General features: G+C 71.8%; 24 protein-coding genes and 1 other RNA gene. 9 read left to right on the top strand and 16 right to left on the bottom strand.

The window, feature by feature from the left end; genetic code table 11:
• Nucleotides 1–43: 43 nt before the first annotated feature.
• From HC362_RS23660 to HC362_RS23650, 3 genes are read right to left on the bottom strand one after another with little or no spacing between them, the layout of a single operon-like run.
• A complete protein-coding gene (locus HC362_RS23660) occupies nt 44–1045 on the bottom strand; it encodes a small ribosomal subunit Rsm22 family protein (protein ID WP_243086030.1) in 1002 nt (333 codons plus the stop codon).
• 54 nt (nt 1046–1099) lie between these two features.
• Entirely contained in the window at nt 1100–2275 is a 1176-nt protein-coding gene (locus HC362_RS23655) for a serine hydrolase domain-containing protein (RefSeq protein ID WP_243086028.1), read from the bottom strand.
• The gene (locus tag HC362_RS23650; RefSeq protein WP_243086026.1) at nt 2257–3609 is read right to left on the bottom strand and encodes a multidrug effflux MFS transporter; all 1353 of its coding nucleotides are present in this window, start codon (nt 3607–3609) and stop codon (nt 2257–2259) included. The genes HC362_RS23655 and HC362_RS23650 overlap by 19 nt, the downstream gene beginning before the upstream one ends.
• A gap of 200 nt (nt 3610–3809) precedes the next feature.
• Here HC362_RS23650 and HC362_RS23645 point away from each other — a divergent pair, with 200 nt between their 5' ends.
• Both HC362_RS23645 and rnpB read left to right on the top strand, forming a co-directional pair.
• Nucleotides 3810–4613, top strand: a complete 804-nt coding sequence (locus HC362_RS23645) for an SDR family oxidoreductase (RefSeq protein ID WP_243086025.1) — start codon at nt 3810–3812, stop codon at nt 4611–4613.
• A gap of 62 nt (nt 4614–4675) precedes the next feature.
• Nucleotides 4676–5095, top strand: an RNA gene (gene rnpB, locus HC362_RS23640) — RNase P RNA component class A.
• Nucleotides 5096–5631: 536 nt separating this feature from the next.
• On the opposite strand, the gene HC362_RS23635 is transcribed toward rnpB, so the two are convergent.
• From HC362_RS23635 to HC362_RS23615, 5 genes are all read right to left on the bottom strand, one after another.
• A complete protein-coding gene (locus HC362_RS23635) occupies nt 5632–6039 on the bottom strand; it encodes a hypothetical protein (RefSeq protein ID WP_243086024.1) in 408 nt (135 codons plus the stop codon).
• A 145-nt stretch (nt 6040–6184) separates the two neighbouring features.
• Nucleotides 6185–6415 (bottom strand): hypothetical protein, encoded by a 231-nt coding sequence (locus HC362_RS23630; protein ID WP_243086022.1) that lies wholly within the window; start codon nt 6413–6415, stop codon nt 6185–6187.
• Nucleotides 6412–6798, bottom strand: a complete 387-nt coding sequence (locus HC362_RS23625) for a hypothetical protein (protein WP_243086021.1) — start codon at nt 6796–6798, stop codon at nt 6412–6414. The genes HC362_RS23630 and HC362_RS23625 overlap by 4 nt, the downstream gene beginning before the upstream one ends.
• Complete coding sequence (locus tag HC362_RS23620) at nt 6791–7021, bottom strand: hypothetical protein (protein WP_243086019.1); 231 nt, start codon at nt 7019–7021, stop codon at nt 6791–6793. Before HC362_RS23620 ends, HC362_RS23625 begins: the two co-directional genes overlap by 8 nt.
• 329 nt (nt 7022–7350) lie before the next feature.
• Nucleotides 7351–7614: a hypothetical protein gene (locus HC362_RS23615; RefSeq protein ID WP_243086018.1), complete on the bottom strand. Its 264-nt coding sequence runs from the start codon at nt 7612–7614 to the stop codon at nt 7351–7353.
• Between the two features lie 146 nt (nt 7615–7760).
• Between HC362_RS23615 and HC362_RS23610 the strand changes: the two genes are divergently transcribed.
• The gene (locus tag HC362_RS23610; protein ID WP_243086016.1) at nt 7761–9029 is read left to right on the top strand and encodes a Twin-arginine translocation pathway signal; all 1269 of its coding nucleotides are present in this window, start codon (nt 7761–7763) and stop codon (nt 9027–9029) included.
• 10 nt (nt 9030–9039) lie between these two features.
• On the top strand, nt 9040–9345 hold the full coding sequence (locus HC362_RS23605; RefSeq protein WP_243088778.1) for a 4a-hydroxytetrahydrobiopterin dehydratase: 306 nt from the start codon (nt 9040–9042) through the stop codon (nt 9343–9345).
• Between the two features lie 54 nt (nt 9346–9399).
• On the opposite strand, the gene HC362_RS23600 is transcribed toward HC362_RS23605, so the two are convergent.
• A complete protein-coding gene (locus HC362_RS23600; RefSeq protein ID WP_243086014.1) occupies nt 9400–9711 on the bottom strand; it encodes a hypothetical protein in 312 nt (103 codons plus the stop codon).
• Between the two features lie 308 nt (nt 9712–10019).
• On the bottom strand, nt 10020–10655 hold the full coding sequence (locus HC362_RS23595) for an HAD family hydrolase (RefSeq protein ID WP_243086013.1): 636 nt from the start codon (nt 10653–10655) through the stop codon (nt 10020–10022).
• A 254-nt stretch (nt 10656–10909) separates the two neighbouring features.
• On the opposite strand from HC362_RS23595, the gene HC362_RS23590 reads away from it, so the two are divergent.
• Nucleotides 10910–11398, top strand: a complete 489-nt coding sequence (locus HC362_RS23590; protein WP_243086011.1) for a hypothetical protein — start codon at nt 10910–10912, stop codon at nt 11396–11398.
• 42 nt (nt 11399–11440) lie between these two features.
• Here the strand turns inward: HC362_RS23590 and HC362_RS23585 are convergent, their stop codons facing one another.
• Complete coding sequence (locus HC362_RS23585; RefSeq protein WP_243088777.1) at nt 11441–12382, bottom strand: beta-ketoacyl-ACP synthase 3; 942 nt, start codon at nt 12380–12382, stop codon at nt 11441–11443.
• A gap of 416 nt (nt 12383–12798) precedes the next feature.
• On the opposite strand from HC362_RS23585, the gene HC362_RS23580 reads away from it, so the two are divergent.
• Entirely contained in the window at nt 12799–13107 is a 309-nt protein-coding gene (locus tag HC362_RS23580; RefSeq protein ID WP_243086010.1) for a helix-turn-helix transcriptional regulator, read from the top strand.
• Nucleotides 13108–13111: 4 nt separating this feature from the next.
• On the top strand, nt 13112–13867 hold the full coding sequence (locus HC362_RS23575) for a 4'-phosphopantetheinyl transferase superfamily protein (protein ID WP_243086008.1): 756 nt from the start codon (nt 13112–13114) through the stop codon (nt 13865–13867).
• A 97-nt stretch (nt 13868–13964) separates the two neighbouring features.
• Here the strand turns inward: HC362_RS23575 and HC362_RS23570 are convergent, their stop codons facing one another.
• The 5 genes from HC362_RS23570 to HC362_RS23550 all read right to left on the bottom strand — a co-directional run bounded on the left by HC362_RS23570 (nt 13965) and on the right by HC362_RS23550 (nt 18502).
• A complete protein-coding gene (locus HC362_RS23570) occupies nt 13965–14882 on the bottom strand; it encodes an SDR family NAD(P)-dependent oxidoreductase (protein ID WP_243086006.1) in 918 nt (305 codons plus the stop codon).
• 66 nt (nt 14883–14948) lie between these two features.
• Nucleotides 14949–15986 carry an SDR family oxidoreductase gene (locus tag HC362_RS23565; RefSeq protein ID WP_243086004.1) on the bottom strand — a complete coding sequence of 346 codons (1038 nt, stop codon included), beginning with the start codon at nt 15984–15986 and terminating at the stop codon, nt 14949–14951.
• Nucleotides 15983–17305 (bottom strand): FAD-binding oxidoreductase, encoded by a 1323-nt coding sequence (locus tag HC362_RS23560; RefSeq protein WP_243086003.1) that lies wholly within the window; start codon nt 17303–17305, stop codon nt 15983–15985. The genes HC362_RS23565 and HC362_RS23560 overlap by 4 nt, the downstream gene beginning before the upstream one ends.
• A gap of 85 nt (nt 17306–17390) precedes the next feature.
• Entirely contained in the window at nt 17391–18254 is an 864-nt protein-coding gene (locus tag HC362_RS23555) for a cyclopropane-fatty-acyl-phospholipid synthase family protein (protein WP_243086002.1), read from the bottom strand.
• Nucleotides 18251–18502 carry an acyl carrier protein gene (locus HC362_RS23550; RefSeq protein ID WP_243086001.1) on the bottom strand — a complete coding sequence of 84 codons (252 nt, stop codon included), beginning with the start codon at nt 18500–18502 and terminating at the stop codon, nt 18251–18253. The genes HC362_RS23555 and HC362_RS23550 overlap by 4 nt, the downstream gene beginning before the upstream one ends.
• A 385-nt stretch (nt 18503–18887) precedes the next feature.
• On the opposite strand from HC362_RS23550, the gene HC362_RS23545 reads away from it, so the two are divergent.
• On the top strand, nt 18888–19745 hold the full coding sequence (locus HC362_RS23545; RefSeq protein WP_243085999.1) for an alpha/beta hydrolase: 858 nt from the start codon (nt 18888–18890) through the stop codon (nt 19743–19745).
• A 626-nt stretch (nt 19746–20371) separates the two neighbouring features.
• Nucleotides 20372–26554, top strand: coding sequence for a type I polyketide synthase (locus HC362_RS23540; protein WP_243085998.1), 6183 nt, complete (start codon nt 20372–20374; stop codon nt 26552–26554).

Genomic DNA, 26554 nt, shown 5'->3' with positions numbered 1-26554 from the left:
CTTGTGCTGGGGAGGGGGTGCCGCTTGCCCCGTCTTCGCCGGGTCAGGGGTGGGTGGGCGGGAAGGCGCCGCCCCATTCCGCTTTGCGAGCGGCGCGATACGTGGGGCCCTCGCGCTTGGTGACCGTCCGGCGGCGCAGGCCGCCACCATCCTCGCCCTCGCACAGATCGAGCAGCACCTGCCCCTTGCGAAGCTGCGGCTTCCGCACGATGCGAGCCGGCGCGGCCGAACCCGCAACCGCGTCCCGCACCGCCACCACGTAGCTGAACTTCTCATCCTCGTACGGAAGCTCCCCGCCCTTCACCCGGCGGTGCAGCGAGGAGCGGGCGACCCGTACCGCGAAGTGGCACCAGTCCTGCCCCACCACGATCGGGCAGGCACCGTCGTGCGGACAGGGCGCGAGCACCCGCAGCCCTGCGGCGATCAGCGCCTCGCGGGCCTCGCGGATGCGCAGGTAGCCGTCCGGCGTACCGGGCTCGACCAGCACGACCGCACCCCGCGCGGCCCGCGCCGCCGCCTCGACCACGGCACGCCGGTCCGCGTCGGCGAGCTCCCCCAGCACATAGGAGACGGTCACCAGGTCAGCGGGCTCCCACCCGGGCGCCGTACCGCCGCGTAGCGACCCGCGCCGCCACTCGGCACCGTCGAGTGCCGCCGCCCCGGCTCCGGACGCGAGCCGGCGGCCGAGGGCGAGCGCGGGCTCCGCCCAGTCCAGTACGACGGTGGAACGTGCCGTATCCCACACCCGTGCCGCCGCCCACACGGCGGCGCCCGTACCGCCGCCCACGTCCAGATGGGCGGCGGGGGCCCAGCCGGGGGCGCGCTCGGCCAGCGCTTCCAGCGCCGCGGAGGCGGCGGCGAAGGTGGCGGGCATCCGGTAGGCGGCGTAGGCGGCCGCGTCGGCGCCGTCCCGCAGTACGGGCGCCGTGGTGGGGGTCTCCCCCCGGTAGTGGGCGATCAGCCGTTCGACGGCGGCCGACGCCTGCCGCGCGGGCAGCCCGTCCAGCGCTGCGGCGAGCGCGCCGCGCAGTTCTTGCTCGATCACCTCGACAGTGTAGGAAAGCCGGAGGCCGCACCGTCCCGGCAGCTCACAGCACGCTCACAGCACGGCCCGGGCCAGCCGGGTGGCCGCCGCCGCGCGGGGGCGGCTGTCCGGGGGCCGCCGTACGGGGTGGACGGTGTTGGCGAGCAGCACCAGAAAGGTGTCGGTCGCCGGGTCGAGCACCAGGCTGGTGCCGGTGAAACCGGCGTGCCCAGCGGCACGAGAACCGGGCCCGGCAGCCAGGTCCCCCATGAGCCAGGCGGCGCCGGTGTGGAAGCCCAGGCCCGGTGGGGCCAGCAGCTCGGCGACCGAGGAGCGGGCCAGGATGCGTGCCTGTCCGTACGCGCCGCCCGCGAGCAGGGTGCGGCACAGCACGGCGAGGTCGCGCGCCGTGGAGAAGAGTCCGGCGTGCCCGGCGACGCCGCGCATGGCGTAGGCGTTCTCGTCGTGCACGCGGCCGTGGATCAGACCGCGGTTGAGCTTGGCCCAGGGCCTGCGCTGGTCCTCGGTCGCGGCGATACGGGAGCGCCAGGAGCGGGGCGGGTTGAAGCGGGTGCGGTCCATCCCGAGCGGGGTGGTGATGCCCTCCCGTACCAGGGCGTCCAGCGGCCGGCCCGTCACCTGCCACAGCACGCTCTCCACCAGCAGCAGGTTGAGGTCGGAGTACAGATACGCCGTGCCGGGTTCGCTCACCGGCTTCTCGGCCCACAGCAGCGCGAGGTGCTCGGCGGTGTTGTGCTCGTAGAACGGCAGCTCGGGCCGGAGTCCGGAGGTGTGGGTGAGCAGGTGGCGGACGGTGATGCCGTGGTCGGTGACCAGCCCGGCGCGCGGGTCTGCGTACCCGGCGACGGGCGCGTCGAGGTCGAGCGTGCCGCGCTCGGCCTGCTGGACGGCGGCTATGGCGGTGAACAGCTTGGTGAGCGACGCCAGGTCGAAGACGGTGTCCGTGCGGACCGGCAGCCACTTCTCGCGCGGCAGCTCCACGGGCAGCCCGCGCTCCGGGTCCCAGGCGGCGTACCGCAGCGCCCACCCGGTGGCGTGCTCCAGCGCGATGTACGGGCCGCGCCCCGCCAGCACGACGGCACCGGCGCACCAGCCCGCGGCGGGCAGTGCGTCGGTCTCGTCGGCCAGCGCGGCCAGGTGGTCGTCGTCGAGCCCGGCCTTGTCCCGGAAGCGGCGCCGCGCTTGCGCGTCGTCCAGGACGGCCACGCTCCTCAGTCGCGTGCGCGCCATGGACGGCAGAGTGCCACGAAGGCGAGCGAGGCCACAGCAACGGAGCTGAGCTGGACGAGTGCCATGGGCACGGCGGTGCCCTCACCCGCGACGCCCACCAGCGGGGAGGCGACGGCTCCGATGAGGAACTGCGAGGTGCCCAGCAGCGCGGAGGCCGAGCCGGCCGCGTGCGGGGTGCGCATCAGCGCCTGGGAGTTGGCGTTCGGCATGATCAGCCCCATGCCGGACATCATCACGCACAGTCCGGTGGCCAGCGGGACCAGGCCGACGTGCCCGAAGACTCCGGTGGTCATCACCAGCAGCGCCACGGTGGCGGCGCCGACCATGCACAGCCCGAACGCCAGCACCCGGTCCAGCGGGACCCGGCCGACCAGGATCTTCCCGTTGAGCTGTCCGAAGGCGACCAGCCCGATGGAGTTGACCATGAACAGCAGGCTGAACGTCTGCGGCGAGGCACCGTAGATCTCCTGGACGACGAACGGCGAGGCCGCGACGTAGGAGAACAGCGCCGCGAACGCCAGGCTGCTGGTGAGCAGATATCCGGTGAAGACGCGGTCCGCGAGGAGCCCGCGCATGGTGCGCAGCGCGTCGGGCAGGCCGCCCTTGTGCCGCCGCTCGGCGGGCAGCGTCTCGGGCAGCTTGCGCAGCACGACCAGGACGAGCAGCAGTCCGATCCCGGCCAGGATGCAGAAGACGCCCCGCCAGTCGGTGAAGCGCAGCACCTGGCCGCCGAGGACCGGTGCGAGAATCGGCGCGGTGCCGGAGATCAGCATGAGCGTGGAGAAGAACCGCGCCATCGCCAGCCCGTCGTACATGTCCCGTACGACGGCGCGGGCTATCACCACGCCCGCGGCGCCCGCGAGGCCCTGGGCGAGCCGGAAGACGGTGAGGGTGGCGGCGGTGGGCGCCAGCGCGCAGGCGACGCCGGCGACGATGTAGCAGACCATGCCGGTCAGCAGCGGGCGGCGGCGCCCGAACCGGTCGCTCATCGGCCCGGCCACGAGCTGTCCGACGGCCAGCCCGACCAGGCAGGCGGTGAGGGTGAGCTGAGCGCTGGCGGCGGGGATGTGGAGCGCTTCGCCGACCTCCGGGAGCGCCGGGAGGTACATGTCGATGGAGAGGGGCGGAAGCGCGGTCAGTCCGCCGAGGATGAGGGTCAGCAGCAGTCCGGCACGGCGCCGCCGCGTCAACTCGGGGGCGGCGGTGGGGGTTTCCGCGGTGGCTTTCGCGGAGGCGTCTGGGGTGGCTTTCGCGGTGGGTTCCGCGACGGGTCCGGGCTGGTGCCCGGGGTCGGTGGGTGGGGCGGCCGATGTCTGGGGGCCGGGCTTGGTCATGCACCTCTCCAGGAGATTGTCACGGGCCCGAACATTCTCCCAGGGATTCCGGGAACGGCCCACACGTTTGTTCCCCCACCGGACGGCCGCGACGACCCCGGGCCACCGGCGACGACGCTTCCCGGCCACCCGGTGCCGACGCTCCCGGCCGCCCGGCCACGGCGTCCCGACCGCCGGGCGCCCACACGTACGCTGCGCTCATGACGCAGCAGAACCACGAGGCACACGAGGCGAACGACGCCAACGAGCACCCCGCCGAGACGGCCGGTACCGCCGTGGTGACCGGCGCGGGCTCCGGAATCGGCCGCGCCGTCGCCCTCACCCTCGCCGACGCCGGCTGGACGGTCGTCCTGGCGGGCCGCCGCCGGGAGACGCTGGAGCAGACCGCGCAACTGGCCGCGGGTGCCGCGACCCGGTGCGTCCCCACGGACGTCACGGACCCGGCCGACGTCACAGCGCTGTTCGACTCCGTACGCGAGCACGAGGGGCGGCTCGATCTGCTGTTCAACAACGCGGGCACCTTCGGCCCCGCCGTACCGCTGGAGGACCTCTCCTTCGAGCAGTGGCGCGGCGTCGTGGACGTCAATCTGCACGGCGCCTTCCTCTGCGCCCAGGCCGCCTTCCGGCTGATGCGCGACCAGCGGCCCAGGGGCGGCCGCATCATCAACAACGGCTCCATCTCGGCCCACACCCCGCGGCCGGGCTCCATCGCCTACACCGCGACCAAGCACGCTGTGACGGGCCTGACCAAGTCCCTCTCACTCGACGGCCGCGCCCACGACATCGCCTGCGGCCAGATCGACATCGGCAACGCCGCCACCGAGATGACCTCGGCCATGTCCCAGGGCGTCCCCCAGGCGAACGGCAGCCGTGCCGCCGAGCCGACCATGAACGCCGAGGACGTGGCCCGCACCGTGCTGCACATGGCGTCGCTGCCGCTGGAGGCCAACGTCCAGTTCGCGACGGTGCTGGCGACGAAGATGCCGTACATCGGCCGGGGCTGAGCCCGCCACCCGGTGCCGCCCGACCGCCCGGCCGTGAGCGGGTACGATGGCCGCACGGCGGACGAGCCGGCCGGGCGGTCGCGTCGGGAGTGCCCAGCGCATTCCCGCCGAGGAACGTCCGGGCTCCACAGGGCAGGATGGTGGGTAACGCCCACCCGGGGTGACCCGCGGGACAGTGCCACAGAAAGCAGACCGCCAGGGCCGTGCTCCGCACGGAGGACGGCTCTCGGTAAGGGTGAAACGGTGGTGTAAGAGACCACCAGCGCCCAGGGTGACCTGGGCGGCTAGGTAAACCCCATCCGGAGCAAGGTCAAGAGGGAGCACCCTGGTGCTCCTGCGCGGACGACCGAGGGCGGCCCGCCCGAGTCCGCGGGTAGACCGCAGGAGGCCGGTGGCAACACCGGTCCTAGATGGATGACCGCCACCCGGAACGCCGCAAGGCGCCCGGAGCACAGAACCCGGCGTACAGGCCGACTCGTCCGCCCCATCTCGGCTTGCTGTCCATGCTGAGCCCGTGCCCAGGCGCCGAACCTCTTTCTTGGCCTTTCGGCGTCTGTCTCGTTCCTTCGTTTTGCGGCCGCCTCAGAACCGCCTCAGGCTCAGGCTGTGAGTGCTGGCGGTCCTCCGCAACGACGACCGCCCCGCCCCCTGGTCAGGGGCGGGGCGGTGCCCGCCCACCGGGCCCACGCCTCCTCAGGGGTGTGCCCGGCGGGCCGGCTGCTGCGCATCGCCGACGCCCTCGACACCCCGCTCGCAGACCTGGTGCGGGACTGAGCCCTGGCCGCCCGCGACGGGGGAGGCACGAACGGCCAGGTGATCAGAGTGCGGGCGTCACTGGGTGGGCTGGCCAGAACCCGGGCATGTCCGGTTGGTTCCGGTCTCCTGGTGGTTCGGGGCGCCTTCACCCTTCTCGACGCTGACGCCCGCTCCGCACACGGAGCAGTTCGAGTAGCTGGTGATGCTGGGGTCGTACCGTCGTGGCCGCACAGTGCACCTCCGGTAGAAGGGGCTCGCGTCGTCACAACAGCAGCATGTTGACCTTGCTGCCGTTGTGGAACACCACACCGAGCCCGGGGTTCTGACTGCTCTCCTCGTAGGGATAGACGCGGGCCAGCTCCTTGTGGCCCGTGCCGGCCAGGACGGCGGCGAGAAACTGCGCCGTCTGCCTGTCCCTTACCCCCGAGGGGGTCGGCCGGGGCTCGATCGGGGCGGGCGGCTCGCCCTCCGCGACAGGCTCCGGCTGCTCCAGGTCCTCGCCCTCCACCCGCACCCGCGTGATCGCGTGACGGACGACCTTGCCACCGGCCAGCTTGATCTCGACACCGGCTGGCCGGTTGTGGCCCTCGGTGTAGGGCTCCGCCGAGACGACCTCGGGGGCCTGCTGGTAGGCGGCGACGGCGAACTCCTGGAACTGCTGAATGCGCATGTGGATCTTCCTCGCGTTTCGGGCGGCGACCTGAGTCTAGGGATAGTGGGCACTTCCTGGTGGTCGGTTCTCGGGTGAACCCGCCCCGGCCGGTACGCACGAGCGGAACCGCGTCTGGTGTCGCTCCGGCCGGGGGCGGGGGGCATCAGGCGCTCGCGATAAGTCGCAGTTCTGGCGGCCCTGGATGCTTGGCTTCCCGGTGCCGCCGCATCACGATGACCAGGGCGTACGCGACGTCGGCCTCCTGCCTGTGTCGCGCGAGGGCGAGCATGTGGTGGATCTGGTCGCACATCCCGCACGGCGCACCGTCGAGCTCGTCCTCGTCTTCGACGGCGCGCAGTTGCGCAGCGGCCAGCACCAGGTCGTCATCCGTCACGGTGTGTCTTCCGGCTGGGCGATCTCGACGGGAAGGGCGGCGGCGCGGTTCGGACAGGCGGCGAGGAGCACCAGGGCGGCCTCCATCTGCACCGGCCACGTCCTGGCCAGGAGGCGGTCGAAGGGAACGATGTCGTCCCGCTGACAGGCGGCCTGCTGCAGCTCGGCGGCGAAGCTGTGCGCCTCTCCCGTCGGCCACCTCACAGCGTGGTCACGGGCGTGCCAGGCGAGCCGGGCCAGGATCCGGGAGCGGGCCTCGATCTTCGACGTCTTCCACACCGCGTGGAGGAAGGTGCTCTCGACGGCGCGGCGACCATGCAGGTGCAGCTGCTGGCGCAGGTGACGGCTCAGCGACTGGATGGGGCTGTCAGGGTTCTCAGCCACGGCTGGCCTCCTGCGCAGCTTGGTGCTTGCGGTGCTGGTCGCGCTTCTCAAGGGCGGCGACGGCGGCCTGCGCGTCCCGGCCGTAGTGGTCCAATGGCAGCTTCTGGGCGCACGGCAGGCAGGCGAACAGGCCGTAGCCGCCGCCAGATCCCTGCTCGTGGTGGATGATCAGCGCCACGTCGTCGGCGGGGCCTTCGTGCCACCAGCAGTGCGCTGTGCTCAAGACGTCGTCCTTTCGGTGATGTTCGGTGGGCAGGCACACTTGCCGCGCACGGTGATCCAGTCCGGCCCCTCGCCGCCGGGCGCCGGCACGGCGCGGACGGTGAGGGTCGGCAGCCGGTCGCAACGTGGGCACGGGGCGCGTTCGGACTCTGCGGCCGCCCGCACGGCGACGACTACCGGGTCAGCCGGCGGCATGGCGACGGTCGCGTCGGCAGCGCGGGCAGTCGCATGGCGGGAAGTCCGGGCTGACGAGGGGAGCCCCACCGCGCACGGTGCGCCGCCTCGTCCAAGTGCGGCCGCCGTCGCGGGAGACGCGCAACGTCATGGTGCTCACGCCTCGGCCCTCCCCAGCGGTTTGAGGAAGACTCGCCGGGCCGCGTTGTAGACGTCGCGCTCCTGCTGGGTGGCCTCGCGCAGTCGCTGCGGATCGGCCGGCCACTCGTAGCCGGTGTGGGTGACGAGCTGCACGCGGCCTTCAGAGAACGTCTGCTGCGCTGGGCCCGCCCATGAGGGCTCGGGCGGCACGGGCTGCGCGGCGTCGAGGTCCACCACGTAGTCGCCCCCCTTGTAGGGGGCCTTACTGGTGGTGGTCATGACGCCCTCTTTCGTGGCCGAGTTCGCACGTTCACGTGTACGCGTCCTTGTCACGCTTGGATGATGGTCGTGCGTGACATACGCCAACTAGGCCGAGCGGCGGCCACTTGGCGGCCATTCCGCGGCCACGCTCAGGAGTGCGACCCATGACAACTCACACTGCATCCACAGGCGGCAACGACACTCTGCGAGCAGCCCGGCTCAAACGTGGCTGGCGCTCGCAGGAAGCCGCCGCGAAAGGGGTTTCGGCAGCAGGTCGTGAGGCATTGGATGACATGCACTTCGAGGTGGCGCCCCGCACGTGGCGCCGGTGGGAATCCACCCGCCCCGGTTGGCCGCGAGACGACTACGCCGTCGCTCTTCATGCCGCGTTCGGCCGCTGGCCTGAAGACCTCGGCTTCGAGGTGCCGGAGGGCTGGCACCGCGAGGAACGCCACACCACGGACGATGACGTGAAGCGCCGCGCTTTCGTCTCGGTCACAGCGGCAGCGCTCACGGCCGGCCCGACACCACCTCGGCACGTCGACCCCGCACTGATCACCTACTTCCATGAGCAGTTGGAAGGCCACTACCGGGCCGACATGCTCCTGGGGCCGCACGACCTGATCGGCACGGTCTCAGCCCAGTACGAGCTGATCGACCGCCTGGTCCGCGTCGCCAAGGGCGAGACCCGCCGGGGACTGCTGCGGGTAGGTGCCGCGTATGCCGCACTGGTCGGCTGGCTCTACCAGGACGCCGGCGATATGGGAGCCGCGGCCTTCTGGCGTGGCATAACGCAAGAGATCGCTCTGCGCTCCCGCGATCCGCACTTGGTCGGCTACTCCCTCGTCAACCAGGCGCAGGTGCGCACCGACCTGCAGGACGGTTATGGAGTCGTGGACCTGTGTGAAACCGCGCTGGAGAACGAGCGCGCCTTGGCGCCGAAGGTGCGGGTCATGGCTCTTCAGCAGCAGGCCCACGGAGCCAGCCTCACCGGCGACCGGCAGACCGTCGACACGCTGATCGACCAGGCTTCCAGTCTCCTCTCCCGCGTGGACGACGACTTGCCTTGGGGAAACGCTTGTCGCCGCACACCGAACTACCTGGAGGTGCAACGCGCCACCTGCTACGGCCGACTCGGGCTCGGCCGGGAGGCTGGGTCCCTGTGGAGGCAAGTGCTGGACGAAGTCCCGGAGACAGCGCGACGGGACCGAGGCGTCTACCTCGCCCGGCATGCGACAGCCGCAGCCGCAGCACTGGACCCGGACCAGGCGGTTGAGGTGGCCAAGGAGGCAGCGCAGATCGCCGTGGACACTGGCTCGGTGCGTATGCGCCGGGAGCTGGACACCCTTCAGCGTGCAATGCGGCCGTGGCAGGATGCGCCCATCGGCCAGGAGCTCACCGAAGTCCTGGCCCCCGTGGACGAGAGGGGATGACGTGGGCGACATGCCGCAGGTGTTGTCCGAACAGGAGATCACCGAGCGCCTGGAACAGCTACCAGGCTGGCAGCGCTCCGGCGACGAGATCACCCGTAGCTACGGCACCCGATATCACGGCGGCGTCGCGATGATCGTGCACGTTGCTGACGTTGAACGGCTGATCGGGCATCACGCGGACATCGACCTGCGCTGGGACCATGTACGTTTCGCCATTACCACGCATGACGCCGGTCACAAGCTGACCTCGGCTGATTTCGATCTCGCCGCGCGGATTGATCAGATCGCGGCAGCTCACGATGCCCAGCCGATCTGACCCGACACTAGAACGGTACGCCTCAGCGGGGCGCAGTTTCATCGGTCGCGGCCTCTACTCGTTTTCGAGCAGGGGCGGTTGCCGTGCCGGGGCGGCACGAATCGTGACGTCACCGCCCACGCCCCGGCCACGTCGACCGCCAGTTGCACGACAGCGATCAGCGCCACTCGCTGCGGCCAGTGCCCTTGCGAGTTCCTCCTGGAGTCCCGGCACCTTGCGGGCGATGCGCAGGTATTGGGCGCCCACTCGCCAGTCGACTGCCTCGGAGACGGCCGCGCGCAGCTCGTGATGGGGACGCATCGGTCCGTCCTCCGGCAGGTCGTAGGCGGCGATCATCCGCGACAGCTCAGGGATTTTGTCGTGCACGCGGGAGTCGGTATGGCCTCGGTGTCCCAGCAAGCGGGCCGGATCCACGCTCAAGGTCGCGGCGAGCGCATCGAGAACGTCGTCCCGGGCATCCGCGCACCTCGCTCAAGGGCACGCACCATGCTGGAGGAGACGCCTGCCGCATCAGCCAGTGCCTTCTGCGTCATACGGGCGAGTCGGCGAGCAGCAGCGATCGTTCCCCGACTCCGTAGCGCGGATCCATGCATGCTGGTCTCCGTTCTGTGCAGGCACATAGAACGGTAGCGACTGGTGCCCCGACAGGCTGCGTCTTCGGCGGGGCACCACGCCTATGAGGTCAGCACCGTGGGCAAGTCGAGAATGCTGTCGATGCGGAAGTCCGGTGCAGGATCGGCAGTGCCCGCCCACAGATGCCCCCACGGTCCACGGCGCAGCAGGCAGGTCCGCAGTCCCGCGCGTGCGGCCGGCGCCACGTCGTTCTTCGGGTGGTCACCCACGTACAGGGTGGCGGCCGGTTCGCTGCCCGCCGTGGCCAGCACCCGCTCGAAGAACGCGGCCTCGGGTTTGGCACACCCCCACTCGCCGGAGGTGGAAATCGTGTCGGCCGGAAGGTCGAGGCTCCGCAGCAGCTCGCCGACGCGGGCTGTCTGGTTCCCGGCGATGTGCACCCGGTAGCCAGCAGAACGGAGGGCTGCCAGGCCCGGCCGCACATCGTCGTACAGGTCCGAGTCGTCCAGGATCTCGCCGAGACCTGCAGCCTCCATCGCTGCCCGTTCCGCAATCAGGTCCATGTCGGGACGCAGCACCCGGATGGCGTCGGCGTTGTCGCGCCCTTGAGCGACCACGGCGCCGACCAGTGCGGAGAGCGTATGTCGCGGAACGTCGAGCCAGTCGGCCCAGCGGCCCCAGTAGCGGTCGTCTCGGGCGAGGGTCTCGCCGACGTCGAAGACGATGCTGGTAATCATCAGCATCAGCCTACGGCTGTCGTGCCACTGGCTGTGGCGGGTGCAGGGGCCTCCGAGATGCGGGCCGCTCGGTGCGAGAGCACGGTGGTGTCATGGCTGCACCGGTGTCACCGTGCACCCCTGCCGACGCCCCGAGGTGATCAACTCGGCGAGCTGTACTCGTATACGGTCGGGCAAAGCAAGGCGCGTGCCGCCCGTGACGTACGCGACCGCCTCCGTGAACTGCTGGCGGACCGATGAAGGGGCACACCCCGATGACCATTCTCGCGGTGACAGGACACATGGACCTCACGAACGAGGCCGTGCCGCTCGTCCGGGACGCGCTGGACAAGGTCCTCGCCGACTACGAGCCCACCGACCTCGTCGGTGTCTCCTGCATCGCCAAGGGCAGTGACAGCCTCTTCGCGGAAGCCGTCCTGGCGGTCGGCGGCCGACTCGTCGTCGTGCTGCCCTCCCAGGACTATCGGGAAGCCAAGGTCAAGCCCGAGCACGCGCCGACCTTCGACCGGCTCCGCGCGGCTGCCTCGGAGGAGATCGTGATGCCGCACGAGACCGCGAACCGAGCGGCGTACGAGGCGGCCAACGCTGAGCTGCTGCGCCGTGCGGACCGGCTCGTGGCGGTGTGGGACGGGCAGTCGCCTTCCGGGAAGGGCGGGGGCACTGCGGGCACCGTGCGGCAGGCGCAGGATGAGGGGATCGGAGTCACGGTGGTGTGGCCTGAAGGGGCTGCCCGGAAGGGCTGATCCCAGATCGGTCCGGCAGGCGCTCCGCAGGAAGCCGCCTGCTCAGGGGCAGTTGATGACTTGGGCCGCGTAACTGAGGCCCGCGCCGAAGCCCAGCAGGAGGACGGGGTCACCTGATCGGAGGCGGCCCAGGTCGATCAGTCGGGAGAGGGCCAGCGGGACGGAGGCGGCCGAGGTGTTTCCCGTCTCCACGATGTCGCGGGCGACGGCGGCCTCGTCGACGCCGAGAGCGGCTGCCAGCCGTTCGATCATCCGCAGGTTCGCCTGGTGCGGTACGAAACCACGCAGCTCGGAGGGGGTGATTCCGGCGCGGGCGCAGGCGGCTTCGGCGACTTCGGCCAGCTCTGTGACGACCCACCGGTAGACGGCCTGGCCCCGCATGGCCACGCTGCTGTAGCGGTCGGGGATGGTGACGAGCGATGCCTGGTCGCCGTCGCCGCCCCACACCACCGGATGGACGCCGGGGGTGTCGGCCGGGACGACGACGGCGGCGCCGGCCCCGTCGGCGAAGACGGTGGCCGTGTCCACATCCGAGGGGTCCACCCAGTCGGTCATCCGCTCGGCGCCGATGACCAGCGCACACCTGCTGGTACCGGAGCGCAGCAGACCGTCGGCGGTGGCCAGGGCGTAGCAGAAGCCCGCACAGGCCGCGTTGAGGTCGAAGGCGGCGGTGTGCGGAACGTCCAGCAGCGCGGCGACGGAGGCGGCGCCGCTCGGCATGGGCGAGGGCATCGAGCAGGTCGCCAGCAGCAGAACGTCGACCTGGTCGGGCGAGAGTCCGGCCGCCGCGAGCGCCTTGCCCCCCGCCGCCGCGGCCATCGCGGTGACGGACTCCCCCGGGCCGGCGAAGCGCCTTTCGCGTACGCCCACGCGCCGTTCGATCCACGGGGGCGGGACGCCGAGACCGGCTCCCAGCTCGGCGTTGTCGACCACGCGCTCCGGCCGGACCCCGGCGACCGCCGCGATACGTGCCCCTGCGGGCATGCCGGACGCGGTGGCGGGGGGTGTGGACGGACGGGCGGAGGGACGGTTGGGCGGAAGCGGGCTGGTCGACATCGGGTCACCTCACCAAGGTTGCGCCGCCGGGCGGTCGCAATGAGCTGATTTTCCGTTTCGCGGATTTCTCAACTGTGAATCCGCCATCTGCTGCACCGGATCCGGGACGGACTCGCACAACTGGAACTCTGGTTGCGCCGCAGCGAGTTACTGTTATCGAGTACCACGAGCACCACCAGGCTCGACGACTGCGATGAAGGTCGCAGTCCAAAACGGCCGGCAGGTCGGGGGGTCTCTCCCGGGTCGCCCCGGAGGGATTTGCGGGTGCATTCTCGCCGCACGCTGATCGGCCGGGTGTCGAGCCTCTTCGTACGGCTGGAACAGCTCAACGAAATGGGGAGCATGTGAACGGGGACAGCAGTGGTATTACGACGGTGGACCACGACAGATCGAGGGCGCTGGACGCGCTGACGCCTCGCGAACGCGAAGTGCTCGGCGTACTGGCGGCCGGCGAGGGGAACCGGGCCCTGGCACGTCGCCTGGGCATAGCGGAGCGCACCGTGAAGGCGCATCTGACGAGTATCACCCGCAAGTTGGGGCTCAGGTCCCGTATCGAGGCCGTCATCCTGGCGCGGGAGTGTGCGGGTGACGTCCGGCCGCAGGGAGGGCCGCGTCCCACCGAGGGCGTCAACGGCATGACGTCCCTCGCCTAGCGGCTTGCCGCGCATCGCCGACCTCCCTCCGCCCGGTGAGGTCGTCGTACGGCTGCTGCGGATCGGCAGCTCCACGGCAGCCGCCGACTCCCGCATCCTGGACGAGGAAGAGCGGCGCCGGGCCGCCGGGTTCCAGGACCCGGCGGCCCGGGAGCGCTTCCGCGTCTCGCACATCGGGCTGCGGACGCTGCTCGGCGCCCGTCTGGGCGTCCGGCCTCAGGACGTGACCCTCACCCGCGAGCCGTGCGGTGTGCCGGGGTGCGGCCGGCCGCACGGCCGCCCCGCCGTCGCAGGCGCGACGGGGCTGGAGTTCTCGATGTCGCACGCGGGCGATGTGGTGCTCTACGCACTGGCCGGCGCCGCCGTCGGCGTCGATGTCGAGGCCGAGGAAATCGCCCGGGACGGCGTGGAACGGCGCGCCCGTCGGCTGCACCCGCAGGAGCGCGCCGAACTGGCCGCGCTGCCCGCCGAGCGGCGCGCGCGGGCGCTGCTCGGCTGCTGGGTGCGCAAGGAGGCGTACTTCAAGGGCCTCGGCACCGGCCTTGCCGCGGGCACCCGACGGCACTACGTCGGACTCGCCGTACGGGACGCCGACCGCCCGGGGCGGCCCGAGGACGGTACCGGGTCCGCGCATACCGGGCCCGGGGGCTGGGGGCTGGCCGAGGTGCCGGTTCCGGCGGGGTACCGCGCGGCCGTCGCCCTGCGTACGGCGCGGCCGGGTCCGCCGACCGTGCGGGCGGCGCCGCTGCGGCTGGGCTGAGGGTGCGGGCGCCGCGGACATACCGCCGTCACCGGCCACGCCGTCCGCACCGGTCACGGTCTCCATGCCGTCCGTCCTCTCCCGTGCTGGCCGGCCGCTACGCACCCGCGCCGCTGACGGCCTTGTTCAGCCGGTGCATCCGGGTCGCCAGGCTCATCCGGCCCTCCAGCCGGAAGGCGGGCGGGCGCCGGCCGTCCACATCGTCGAAGCCGTACTCCTCCGCCAGATCGCCTGCGGCGAGTACCTGCCCCGAGCGCTCCATCAGCCGCGGATCGGCGAGCAGCAGGGCAAGGGCCCGGCCCACGTACTCGGGCGAGTGCACCACCGAGGCCGGGCCGTCGCCCATCGCCTCCCACGCGGCCTGCACCCGCTCGGTGCGGACGAAGCCGGGGTGCAGCGAGACCGCCGCGATCCCCCGCTTGCGCAGATCGGCGGCGAACCCGCGGCACATGCGGTCGGCGGCCGACTTGAAGACGTCGTAGCCGACCTGCCCCAGGTAGGTGTCGCCGTCCGAGAAGCTGATGCCGGCGACCAGGCCCTTCCCCTGCGGAAGCATCAGCGGCACCAGGCGGCGGGTGACGTCGTACTGGGCGCGCAGTGACGTGCTGAACAGGTCGTAGCGCCACATGGGCTGGTCCCAGAACGGTGCGTCGAAGCGGACCTCGGCGGAGCGTTCGTACCCTCCCCAGGCGTTGTTGACCAGCACATCGAGCTTTCCGTGCCCCTCGCGTACCCGCTCGGCCAGCGCCTCGTTGGCATCGCCGTCGGCGTGGTCGCAGGGCACCGCGATACCCGTGCCGCCGCGCGCTGTGACCTCGTCGGCGGTGTCGTCCACGGTGCCGGGGAGATCCTCGGTGCGGGCCCCGTCCCGGGTGCTGCGGCCCGTGACATAGACCGTCGCGCCGGCGTCGCCCAGCGCCAGGGCGATGCCACGCCCCACGCCCCGGCTGGCACCTGTCACCACCGCCACGGTCCCGCCGAGTTCGGGCGCTCTCCAGCCCTCGTTCGCGTTCACCACTGTGTGTCCTTCCGTCTCGTCAGCTCCGGCGCCCTGAGATCCGGCGCCCTGCGGTCCGGCGCCCTAAGCCAGGTGCGCTGCGGCGTACTCCAGGCTGGTCAGGTAGGCGGCCGTGTCCTCGACGTACGGAACGCCGTACCGTTCGCGCAGTTCGGGCATCGAGGTGGGCAGCACACCGCCGCTGCACCAGGTCACCTCGCTGACGTCACGCAGCACGGACAGGTAGGAGCGGGTGCGCGCGGGGGTGCGCGCCAGGTCGTCCGGGCCGATATGGCGCGCGTCGGCCGGCTCGGGAGGGGTCAGCGTTCTGCCGCTCGCGGCCGCGTGTTCGACCAGCAGCTCGAGACAGGTGCCGATGTCCATGGCCTCGGGCCCGTAGGTCACCCAGAACTCTCCGGCATCGTCGCCGAGTTCGATTGCCCGCAGCACTGCCTTGGACAGCAGGTCCTGCGCGACGAAGTCCATCCGGATGCCCGGGTGCACGGGTACGAACGGCGCCCTGCCCCGGCCGATGAAGTCGGACATCAGCTGGACGATCTGGCCCTGGGACGTCCAGCCGGTCGCGGCCTCGCCGATCAGGTTGGTGGGCCGGAAGACCGTGTGCGGCACCCCGCTGTCCCGCAGGACGCGCTCGGCCTCGGCCTTGGAGCGGATGTAGGCACGGCATACGTTCCGCTCGCTCAGCGGCTCCGGCGCCCGGTCACCGAGCGCGGCGACGAAGGCCGTGCTCATGAAGTGGACGGTGGCGCCCGCGCGTTCGGCGAACTCGGCCACCCGGCGGGTGCCTGCCACATTGAGGGGCAGGTAGCGCTCGGCCGGCAGGCCCCACTCGGTGAGGCCCGCCGAGTGGACGACGACCTCCACCTCGGCGGCGAGCGCGGCGTAGCTGTCCTCGTCCAGGCCGAACCGCTCGGCCGTCAGATCGCAGCGCAGTACCGTCCCGGCGGCGGCCTCCGGCACCGGGGCGCTGTGTGCGGCGGCCAGCACCCGTCGCCCGTCGCCCCGCGCGTGCACCTCTCGCAGGAAGGAGCGGCCGACCACCCCGGAGGCCCCGGTGAGGAGGACGGTGGCAGGCCTGCTGCGCGGGGCGGCGCCGCTCATGCTCGGGACTCCTTCCAGTCCAGCAGCCGCGTCACCGTGCGGGCACCGGCCCACAGCAGCGGTTCGGGCGGGAACGAGGCGAGCGGTCGGCGGCGTGCGTTGTCCACGAACAGCAGCCGCGAGTAGTCCGTGTCCTTCCCCAGCGCCAGATCGCGCAGTACCTTGCCCCCCGTGTGGGTGGCGGCGATGCCGTTGCCGCAGTAGCCGTAGCCGTAGAGGAGGTTTCCGCCGAGGACGCCGAAGTGCGGCGCGAAGTCCCGTACGACGTCGGCGGTGCCGCCGTAGGCGTAGCTGAAGGTGAGGTCGTCCCACATGGGAAAGAACCGCAGGAACTCCCGGTGGATGGCGCGGTAGACCTCCGGGCGGTTCATGTTGCGCTGCCGCTTGTCACGCCCGAAGTAGTACGGCGCGGGTCCGCCGGCGAACATGACGCGGTTGTCGTGCGTGAAGCGGCAGCAGGTCAGCAGCGACTTGGCCTCGACCAGCCCCTCGCGGCCCGTCCAGGGGACGCGGGCCAGCTGCGCCTCGGTCAGCGGTTCGCTCACCATGGCGTAGGTCCACACCGGTATGACCTTGCGGCGGAACGGTGGAAAGGCATCCATATGGACATTGGTGGCCAGCACCACCTTGTCGGCCTTCAACCGGCCTCCGGTGGTGACGACGGTGGGCCGGGTGCCCGGCTCTACCCGGAGACACGGCGTCCGGTCGTAAATCGTCACGCCCTTGCCGCGGACCACGCGGGCGAGCCCCCGGGCGAGTTTGAACGGGTTCACCAGCGCGCCGCCGGTACGCATACTCGCGACGATCGCGGGTGAGCCGATGACATTCCGGGACGCGGTCCCGTCCAGCAGTTCCGGCTGCGGCGCACCCATTCCCACAGCAAGTTCACGGTCCTGCCGCAGCCGCCTGACCTGTGCGGCGTCGGTGGCGACCATGAGGTAGTCGGTAGCCTCGTATTCCGCGTCGACGCGATTCTTCCGGGCGAATCTCCCGATCTCCAGAATGGAACGGCCCACCGCCTGGGACGCCTCCAGCGCGCGCTCAGGACCGAATTCATCGACCAGTGCCCGGATGTCCTTCCCGATGGTAGGGGTGACGAATCCATCGGCCCTGCCCGAGGCGCCGTAACCGGAATGATGGGCCTCGACGACACGGATATCGAGTGCCGGTTCGGCTTCCTTGAGGAAATAGGCGGCCCACAGTCCGGTGAAACCGCCGCCGACGACAGCGATATCGCAGTCCGCCGATTCCCGCAGCGGTGGGTGCGGTGTCACCGGTTCCGTGTCGTGCCAGTAGACGACGTGCTTGTAGGTGTTCACAGGTGCTCCTTGCCGGCCGCTGGGCGGGCTCCCGCCGGGCGGCTTTTCCCGCCCCGGGGCCCCGAACCGGGCACACGGCTGCCGCTCACACGGCCTCGAGGACGAGTCGCGACAGGCCCAGATGCCGGTTGGTGAAGTGGCCGACGGTCGCGGCCAGATACCGCTCGTAGTCGGCGGTGTGGGCCTCACCCGCGCACTCCACGGCTTCGGCACGGCGGGCGCGCAGCCGGCGCAGCCACTCCTGGCAGGTACGGGCGTAGTGGTCGGGATCGTTGCGCAGCGAGACGAGATCGAAGTGCTTCTCGCTGCCCTCCACGACCTCGGACAGTGCCGGGATCTCGGACTCCGGGAAGATGGTCTCGATGATGAACATCAGGTCGCGGACGGTCTGCTTGTCCATCCGCACGTTGTTGCCCTTGATGTTCGTCTGCAGGGCGAGCCGCCCCCCGCGGGGGAGCCAGGCACGGCACCGCTCGAAGAACTCGCGGTAGGCGGCCACCCGCTCGGCACGGTCCAGGCCCGTCCGGGCGAAGTGCTCGAAGGCGCCGATGGAGACGATGGCGTCATAGCGCTCCTCCGGCTCGTGGTCGAGCCAGTTCTCCACCCGCACCTCGGTGCCCGCCAGGGGCCGGCCCCTGAGCCACTCGGCCTGGCTTTCGCTGAGCGTGAGCCCCACCGCGTGGGCCACCCCGTGCGTGTGCACCAGGCGGCGCAGCATGCTGCCCCATCCGCAGCCGACGTCCAGCACCCGCGCAGCTCCGGGGGCGCGTGCACCCTCGGCGAGGAAGTCCAGCTTGCGGCGCTGAGCCGACTCCAGCGTGTCTCCCTCTTCCCACAGGGCGCAGGTGTAGGTGAGGTCCTCGTCCAGCCAGAGGGCGAAGAACGCGTTGGACAGGTCGTAGTGGTGCCTGATGGCTTCGGCGGTCGCGCCCTGGTATGCCGTGCTCACGCCGCGGTGCTGCCCTGCTCGGTCTCCTCGACGAGCCGCACCAGGTCGCCGACGGTCTTGACACCCGCCGCCTTGCTTTCGTCGAACTCGATCTCCAGGTCGTCCTCGATCGAGTAGACGATGTCCGCGATCTGGAGGCTGGAGAGGCCCACCGAGTCGAAGGCGGTGTCGGCGCCGAGCGTGTACGAGTCCGCCTTGCTGCCAAGTTTCTTGGCGATACGGGAACAGATCTCTTCAACAGTGATCACGGGAGCCCCCCTGATTCGTGGAATGGTGAAAAACGTCCGCGACGCGACAGGTATCGGTCGCGAGGGAACAGTGCCGGTCAGCCCCGCAGCGGCGATCCGGTCTCCGCACGGAATCGGCCACGTCGCACGGATTCCGGCACGCCGCGGAATGCCGGAATCCGGATGCGCAGAAGTGCATCAGCGCAGAACAGAAGCACGACGGCCCGGAAGCCCGGTGAAGCAGCCGAACCGAAGAAACAACGGGCGGGTGAACACCACCCAGGACCCCAGGGATCCGGACACTACGCCCGGACACACGTGGCTGACTATTGCCCTTTGGGGCATTGCCCTGAAAGCAAGCACATTCTGCTGGCGGAATACGTCTGAAGATGCTTTCCTTACGCCTATGACTCTTGAAGTGCGCCTCTCCGCCGGCCCGGTCGAGTACGAGGACACAGGCGGCGAAGGGCCGGTCGTCGTCCTGCTGCACGGAGTCGCCATGAACGGGTCGCTGTGGCGGAACGTGGTCTCCGCGCTGCGCCCCGACTTCCGCTGTGTGGTGCCCACGCTGCCGCTGGGCGGGCACCGGAAACCCATGGACCCGGACGCAGATCTGTCCATCCCCGCGGTGTCCCGGCTGGTGGCCGAGTTCCTGGACAGCCTGGACCTGCGGGACGTCACCCTGGTGATGAACGACTGGGGCGGTGCGCAGGCGCTGGTCGCCCAGGGCCGGGACGAGCGCATCGGACGCCTTGTGATCACCTCGTGCGAGGCGTTCGACAACTTCCCGCCGGGGTTGCCCGGAAGCAATCTGCACACCTCGGCCCGGCTGCCGGGCGGGCTGGCCCTCGCCTTCGGCCTGCTGCGGCTCAAGCCGATGCGGCGACTGCCGATGACCTGGGGCTGGATGAGCAAACGGCCCGTACCGCCCGAGGTGATGGACGACTGGTTCGGCCCTCTGTGGAACTCCAAGGAGATCCGACGGGATCTGCGGAAGTACGTCCTGGGGGTGCCGCCCGAACAGGAGCTGCTCGGCTGGGCGGAGGCGCTGCGCGGCTTCGACCGCCCCGCGCTCGTCGCCTGGGCCGCGGAAGACAAGGTCATGCCGCCCGAGCACGGGCGCAGGCTGGCCGAACTCCTGCCGAAAGGTGAGCACGTGGAGATTGCCGACAGCTTCACCCTCATCCCCGAGGACCAGCCCCAGCAGCTGAGCGAGCACATCCGCTCGTTCGTGCAGGCCGGTGCCCAGGGCGGCGAGGCGTAGCGCGACGCGGGGCCGGCGGGCCCGCGGGCTCCCCGACCCCGCGAGTCCGCGGGGTCGGGGCGAGGAGGGTGCGGTGGCACGGGCTCGGGGGTAGGTGGAGCCCGGGACAGGTGGAGCTCGGGGGTGGGGTGGAGCTCGACGGCAGGTGGAGCCCGGTTTCCGGGTGACGTCGAGGCAGAGCAGAGGTGGGGCGGCGGCCAGGCCGTGCGAGGCGGGGCGGCAGCGGAGAGGTGACAGGCCGGGCGGGCGGCGCGGGGATGAGCGGCTGACCGTCCGAGGCGCCGGCACAGAGGTGAGTCGGCACAGAGGTGAGCCGGCACGGGCGTGGGAGCAGGAGGCGGCGCCCACGCGGAACAACTGCGGTGTGCGGACCACACCGGCGTCCGTCCACCGTGCGACGACACGAAGGGCTCGCGAGGCGACGGGACTTCAGGGGCACAACGCGCCACCCAGCGCGGACCGTTCGGGACATCCGACGGATCGACCGCCGAAAGAGCCTTCGGAAAAGCATTCGGAACACGACCGACCGGCCATGGCAGGCCGGACGCGGTCCTTTGACGGCTGAACACCGCCCAACGGGGGGCGACGACCTGAAAGCGGACGACGTGAAGGCGGACGAGAACAGCATGGCTGAGCCCAGCCCCGAGCAGAACGATTCCACGGAGACGCTCGCCGAGCGACTGGCCCGGCTGCCCGAGGACGAGCGCTACCCGGCCGTCCTCGCTCTGGTACGCGACCGGACGGCGGGCCTGCTCGGTACGGACCCGGAGACCATCGACCCGCACGGCGCCTACCGCGACTACGGCTACAACTCACTGGCCGCCGTCGAGTTGACCAGCAGGCTCAGCAAGGCCACCGGCCGCCGGCTCCCACTGACCCTGCTCTTCGACCATCCGACCCCGGCCGCCGTCGCCGAACAGCTGCTGACCGAGCTGGGGTTCAGCCGCCCCGGAACCGGGACCGCGGCAACCGCCGCCACCGGAGGTGAAGAAGCCACCGAGGACGACGACCCGGTGGCTGTGGTGGGTATGGGGTGTCGTTTTCCGGGGGGTGTGGTCTCCCCGGAGGGTCTGTGGGAGGTGGTGGCCTCCGGGCGGGATGTGGTCTCCGGCTTCCCCAAGGACCGCGGCTGGGATCTGGAGCGGCTGTTCGCCGACGACCCGGACGTGCCGGGCACCTCCTACGCACGCGCGGGCGGCTTCCTGGAGGACGCCGCCGGCTTCGACGCCGAGTTCTTCGGCATCGGCCGCACCGAGGCACTGGCCATGGACCCCCAGCAGCGACTCCTCCTGCACACGGTGTGGGAAGCCCTCGAACACGCCGGCATCGACCCCGAACAACTGCGGAAGTCGGCAACCGGCGTCTATGTGGGCAGTGCGGGCCAGGACTACGAACAGGTGGCCAGATCCGGTCCGGCCGAGCTGGAGGGGTACTGGGGCATCGGCTCGGCCGGGAGCGTGCTCTCGGGCCGGATCGCCTATCACTTCGGCTTCGAGGGTCCGGCACTGACGGTGGACACCGCCTGCTCGTCCTCCCTGGTCGGCGTACACCTGGCGGTACAGGCCCTCCGGCGCGGCGAATGCACGCTGGCCCTGGCCGGGGGTGTCACCGTGATGTCCACACCGGGCACCTTCACGGAGTTCTCCCGGCAGCGGGCGCTCTCCCCCGACGGACGGTGCCGCTCCTACGCGGACGCCGCCGACGGCACCGGATGGGCCGAAGGCGTCGGCGTCCTCGCCCTCGAACGCCTCAGCGACGCCCAACGCCACGGACACCCCGTCCTCGCCCTCATCCGCGGCACCGCCATCAACCAGGACGGCGCCAGCAACGGACTCACCGCCCCCAACGGCCCCGCCCAACAACGCGTCCTCACCCAAGCACTGGCAGACGCACACCTCACCCCCACCGACATCGACGCCGTCGAAGGACACGGCACGGGTACGACGCTGGGTGATCCGATCGAAATCGCCGCGCTGGCAGCCGTTTACGGCAAAGGGCGCGGGGCGGACCACCCGCTGCGGCTGGGGTCGCTGAAGTCGAACCTGGGCCACGCCCAGGCGGCGGCAGGCGTGGGCGGACTGATCAAAATGGTGCAGGCACTCCGCCACGAAACCCTCCCCCGCACCCTCCACATCGACAAACCCACCCGGAAAGCCGACTGGACACCCGGCACCGTCCAACTCCTCACCGAACCCCTCCCCTGGCCCCGCGACACCGCACATCCACGCCGCGCCGGAATCTCCTCCTTCGGAGTGGGCGGCACCAACGCCCACGTCATCGTCGAAGAGGCACCGGCGGAGGCCGCCACCCCCGATGCCGACACCGCGGACGCCGGCACCACGGCAGAACCCGGCACCGCGCCCGTCAGCTGGGTGCTCTCGGCCAAGACCCCCCAAGCACTCCGCGCACAAGCAGCCCGCCTCCACACCCACCTCACCCACCCCAACAAGCCCAACCCCCACCCCACCCACATCGCCGCCGCCCTCGCACTCACCCGCACCCACCACCCCCACCGCGCCGCCCTCACCACCACCGACCACCACCACCTCCTCCCAGCCCTCAACGCCCTCGCACACGGCGAGCCGCCAGACAGCACGCACGGGACGCACGGCACGCACGGCGCCGTCACAGTCCAGGGCCGGGCGCGTTCCGGGAAGGTGGCCTTCGTCTTTCCGGGGCAGGGCTCCCAGTGGCCCGGCATGGGGCGTCAACTCGCCGCAGCACACCCGGTGTTCGCCGAGGAGTTGCGTGCCTGCGGGGATGCGCTCGCCCCGTACGTCGACTGGTCCTGCTCGCTGGCGGACGTGCTGGACGGTGTGCCCGGTGCGCCGCCCCTGGACCGGGTGGACGTGGTGCAGCCCGCGCTCTTCGCGGTGATGGCCGCGCTCGCCGCGCTCTGGCGGGAGCACGGCGTCCAGCCGGATGCCGTGGTCGGCCACTCGCAGGGCGAGATCGCCGCCGCCTACGTGGCCGGCGGTCTCTCCCGCGCGGACGCGGCCCGGGTGGTCGCGCTGCGCAGTCGGCAGATCGCGGACGGCATGGCCGGCAGGGGCGGAATGGCGTCGGTCACGGCGGAGCCCGCACAGCTGGATGAGTTGCTCCAGCGCTGGGACGGGCGGATTTCGGTCGCGGCCGTCAACGGACCGGCCTCGACGGTCGTCTCCGGGGACGCCGGTGTGCTGGAGGAGCTGCTCGAGGCGTGTGCGGCTGACGGTATCTGGGCCCGGCGCGTCCCCGTCGACTACGCCTCGCACTCGCCGCACGTCGCCGGGATCCGGCAGCCCCTCGCCGAAGCGCTGGACTCCATCGAACCGCGGCCGGCCGACGTGCGCTTCCATTCCACCGTGACCGCCGGCGAGTACGCCGCAGAGGGGCTGGACGCCGACTACTGGTACCGCAACCTGCGGCAGCCGGTGCGTTTCGAGGAGACCGTACGCGGCCTGCTGGACGCGGGGTTCACCACTTTCGTCGAGGTCAGCCCGCATCCGGTGCTCACTGTCGCGCTCGAGCAGACGATCGAGGCGGTGGCGGCCGAGGCGGGCACCACCGGCACGGGTGCGACAGCGCTGGGCACTCTGCGCCGCGACGACGACGTACGGTCCTTCGTCGCCGCACTCGCCGAGGCCCATGTGCACGGCGTACCCGTCGCGTGGGAGACGGTCCACGACGTGGGCGCCGCGCGCCGCGTCGAGCTGCCCACCTACCCGTTCCAGGCCGTGCGCCACTGGGCGGCGCCGCGCCCCACCGTCGGTCCGGCCGGTACCGGGACCCGCGCCACCGGGCATCCGCTGCTCACCGCCGAGACTGAACTGGCGGACGGCGGACGGCTGTTCACCGGAAGCGTCGCACGCGACACCCACCCCTGGCTGGACGACCACGCCGTGTACGGCACCGTGCTGCTGCCCGGCACCGCGTTCGTCGACGCGGCCGTATGGGCCGCGGACCGGGTGGGCTGCGGCGCCGTGGAGGAGCTGACCCTCGAGGAGCCGCTCGTGCTGCCGGACGAGGGCGCCGCCGAGCTGCAACTGCTGCTCGGAGCAGCGGACGGGCAGGGGCGGCGTACGGTCCGCGTGCACTCCCGGGCCGCCGGGACCGACACCGCGGGCGACGACTGGGTACGGCACGCCACCGGGCAGCTGGCCCCCGTCCCCGGCCGCTCCGCCGAGCACCCCGGCGACCTGGACGCCTGGCCACCGCCCGGCGCCGCACCGCTCGAACTCGACGGCCACTACGACGCACTGGAGGCCCGTGGTTTCGGCTACGGCCCGGCCTTCCGGCTGCTGCGCGCCGCCTGGCGGAGCGGCGACACGCTCTTCGCCGAGATCGACTTCGAGAGCGCGGGCCCGGACGGCGGCAAGGGCGAAGTGCCGCCCACCGGACACGCGGACAGCGAGTCCGAGAGCGGGCCGGGCCGACGCGCCGCCGGATTCCACCTGCACCCCGCGCTGCTGGACGCGGCGTTCCACGCACAGCTCGCTCGGCTGGCGGACAGCGGATCCGGAAGCGAAGAAGGCCGGGCATGGCTGCCGTTCGCCTGGTCGGGCGTACGGGCCGGGCAACCGGGTGCGAACCGGCTCCGGGTCGTACTGACCCAGCAGGGGCAGGGAGCCGAGGACAGCGCGGGGACGGTGCGGATGGCGGCGGTCGACGCCGACACCGGCGCTGTCGTGCTCTCGGTCGAGGCAGTGGTGGCGCGCCCGGTGTCGCCGGCGCGGCTCGCGTCGGCCCGGCCCGCGGCGGACGCGCTGTTCCGGCTCGACTGGTCTCCGGTGCCGGTGCAGCCGCCGAGCGGCGAGGGCGGCGAGGGTGACGGGCCGCGCTGGGAGGTGCTGGAGGCGTTCTCCGGCACCGCCCCCGCGTCAGAGAGGCCCGCGCCGGACGTCGTCGTCATCCCGGTGCCCGGGCCGGACGTCGTCGCCCCGGAGCCCGGACCGGCGCCGTCCGGGGCACCGACGCCGCAGGCCGTACACGCCATGGCCCGGCGGACGCTGGAGTTGGTGCGCGGCCTGCTGGCGGACGAGCGGTACGCCGACTCCCGGCTGATGTTCGTCACCCGGCATGCCGTGGCCACCGGCGACGACGCGCTCGTCGTTCCGGAACTCGCCCCGCTGTGGGGGCTGGTGCGCACGGCGCAGTCCGAACATCCCGGGCGGTTCCTGCTCGTGGACACGGACACAGACGTCGCGGACACCCGCACGGACACCGGTACGGACACGGACGGGCGGGCCGGTGGACTGCCGGCGGCCCGGCTGGTGCGGGACGCACTGGCCACGGGCGAGCCCCAGCTCGCCTTCCGGAACGGGGTGCCGTATGCACCGCGTGTGGTGCGCGCCAGGGGCGGCGCCGACGGGGCGCTCGCCCTCGACCCGGACGGCACCGTGCTGATCACCGGCGGCACCAGCGGCCTCGGGGCCCAGGTGGCCCGGCAGCTGGTGGCCGAGCACGGAGCCCGGCGGCTGCTGCTCGTCAGCCGACGGGGCCGCGCCGCCGAAGGAGCGGCAGAGCTGGAGAGCGACCTGGCGGCCCTCGGCGCCGAGGTGACCGTCGCCGCCTGCGATGTGGCCGACCGGACGCAGCTGGCGCACCTGCTGGCCACCGTGGAGGACGACCATCCGCTCACCGCCGTTATCCACTCGGCGGGCGCCCTCGACGACGGACTGCTCGAATCGCTCACCCCCGAACGGCTGGAGCGTGTCCTGCGTCCCAAGGTGGACGCGGCACTGTGGCTGCACCAGTTGACGGCGGACGCGGGGCTCGGCGCCTTCGTCCTGTTCTCCTCCGTGGCCGGCACGCTCGGCGGGCCAGGCCAGGGCAACTACGCGGCGGCCAACACCTTCCTGGACAGCTTCGCCGCCTGGCGGCGCGCCCAGGGGCTGCACGCCGTATCGCTCGCCTGGGGACTGTGGGCGGACGCCGGCGAGCTGACGAGTCACCTCGGCGCCGCCGAGGTGGCGGAGCTGGCCCGCTCGGGCCTGGCCGCGCTGACCGACGAGGAGGGACTGCGGCTCTTCGACGGCCTCTTCGACCCGGAGCGCGCCACGGGCGACGCGCTGCTGATCCCGGCCCAGCTGGACCGCACGGCCCTGCGCGCCCGGGCACGGGAGGGCACGCTGCCCGCCGTTCTGAGTGCCCTGGTGCCCGCCGCGGCACGGCCGGAACCGGCGGCGGCGTCCGGTGGCGCCGCGCTGCTGCGGCAGCTGGCGGAGACGCCCCCGGGCCCGACGCGCGACGCGCTGGTGCTGGACGTGGTGGCGGCCCGGACCGCCGCGGTGCTCGGGCACGACGAGGCCGGGGCACTGGATACGGAACGCCCCTTCAAGGAAATGGGCCTCGACTCGCTGGGCGCGGTACGGCTGCGCAACGCGCTGAGCGCGGCAACGGGACTCACCCTGCCGTCCACGCTGGTCTTCGGCCACCCCACCGCCGCTGCCCTCGCACGCCATCTGCGGTCGTTGCTGGATGAGCGTCTGGAGGAACGTCTGGCGGAGCGCCGGGAGCCTGACGCGGGGCGACGGACGGGGAAGGGCGCGGGTCTCGACCCGGGTGGTGCGAGCCCGGCGGTCCACGAGGGCCTGGACCGGCTCGGCGGGCTGCTCCCCTCGGTACCGGACGCCCAACTGGGCGCGGTCGGCGCCCGGCTGCGGTCGCTGCTCACGCAGCTCGAGGAACGCGAATCCGGCGGCGCCGGGAGAGCCGGAGCCGCGGGAGCCGGAGCCGGGCAGGGCCAGGGCACGGCCTCTCCTGCCCTCGAGACGGCATCCGCCGACGAGCTGTACGACCTGATCGACAACGACCTGGGGGTGCGCTGA

The organism is Streptomyces sp. 891-h, from assembly GCF_022760275.1.
Lineage (GTDB): Bacteria > Actinomycetota > Actinomycetes > Streptomycetales > Streptomycetaceae > Streptomyces > Streptomyces spirodelae.
The sequence above is the reverse complement of the archived record's forward strand: the minus strand, read 5'-3'. Positions and strand labels throughout refer to the sequence as shown.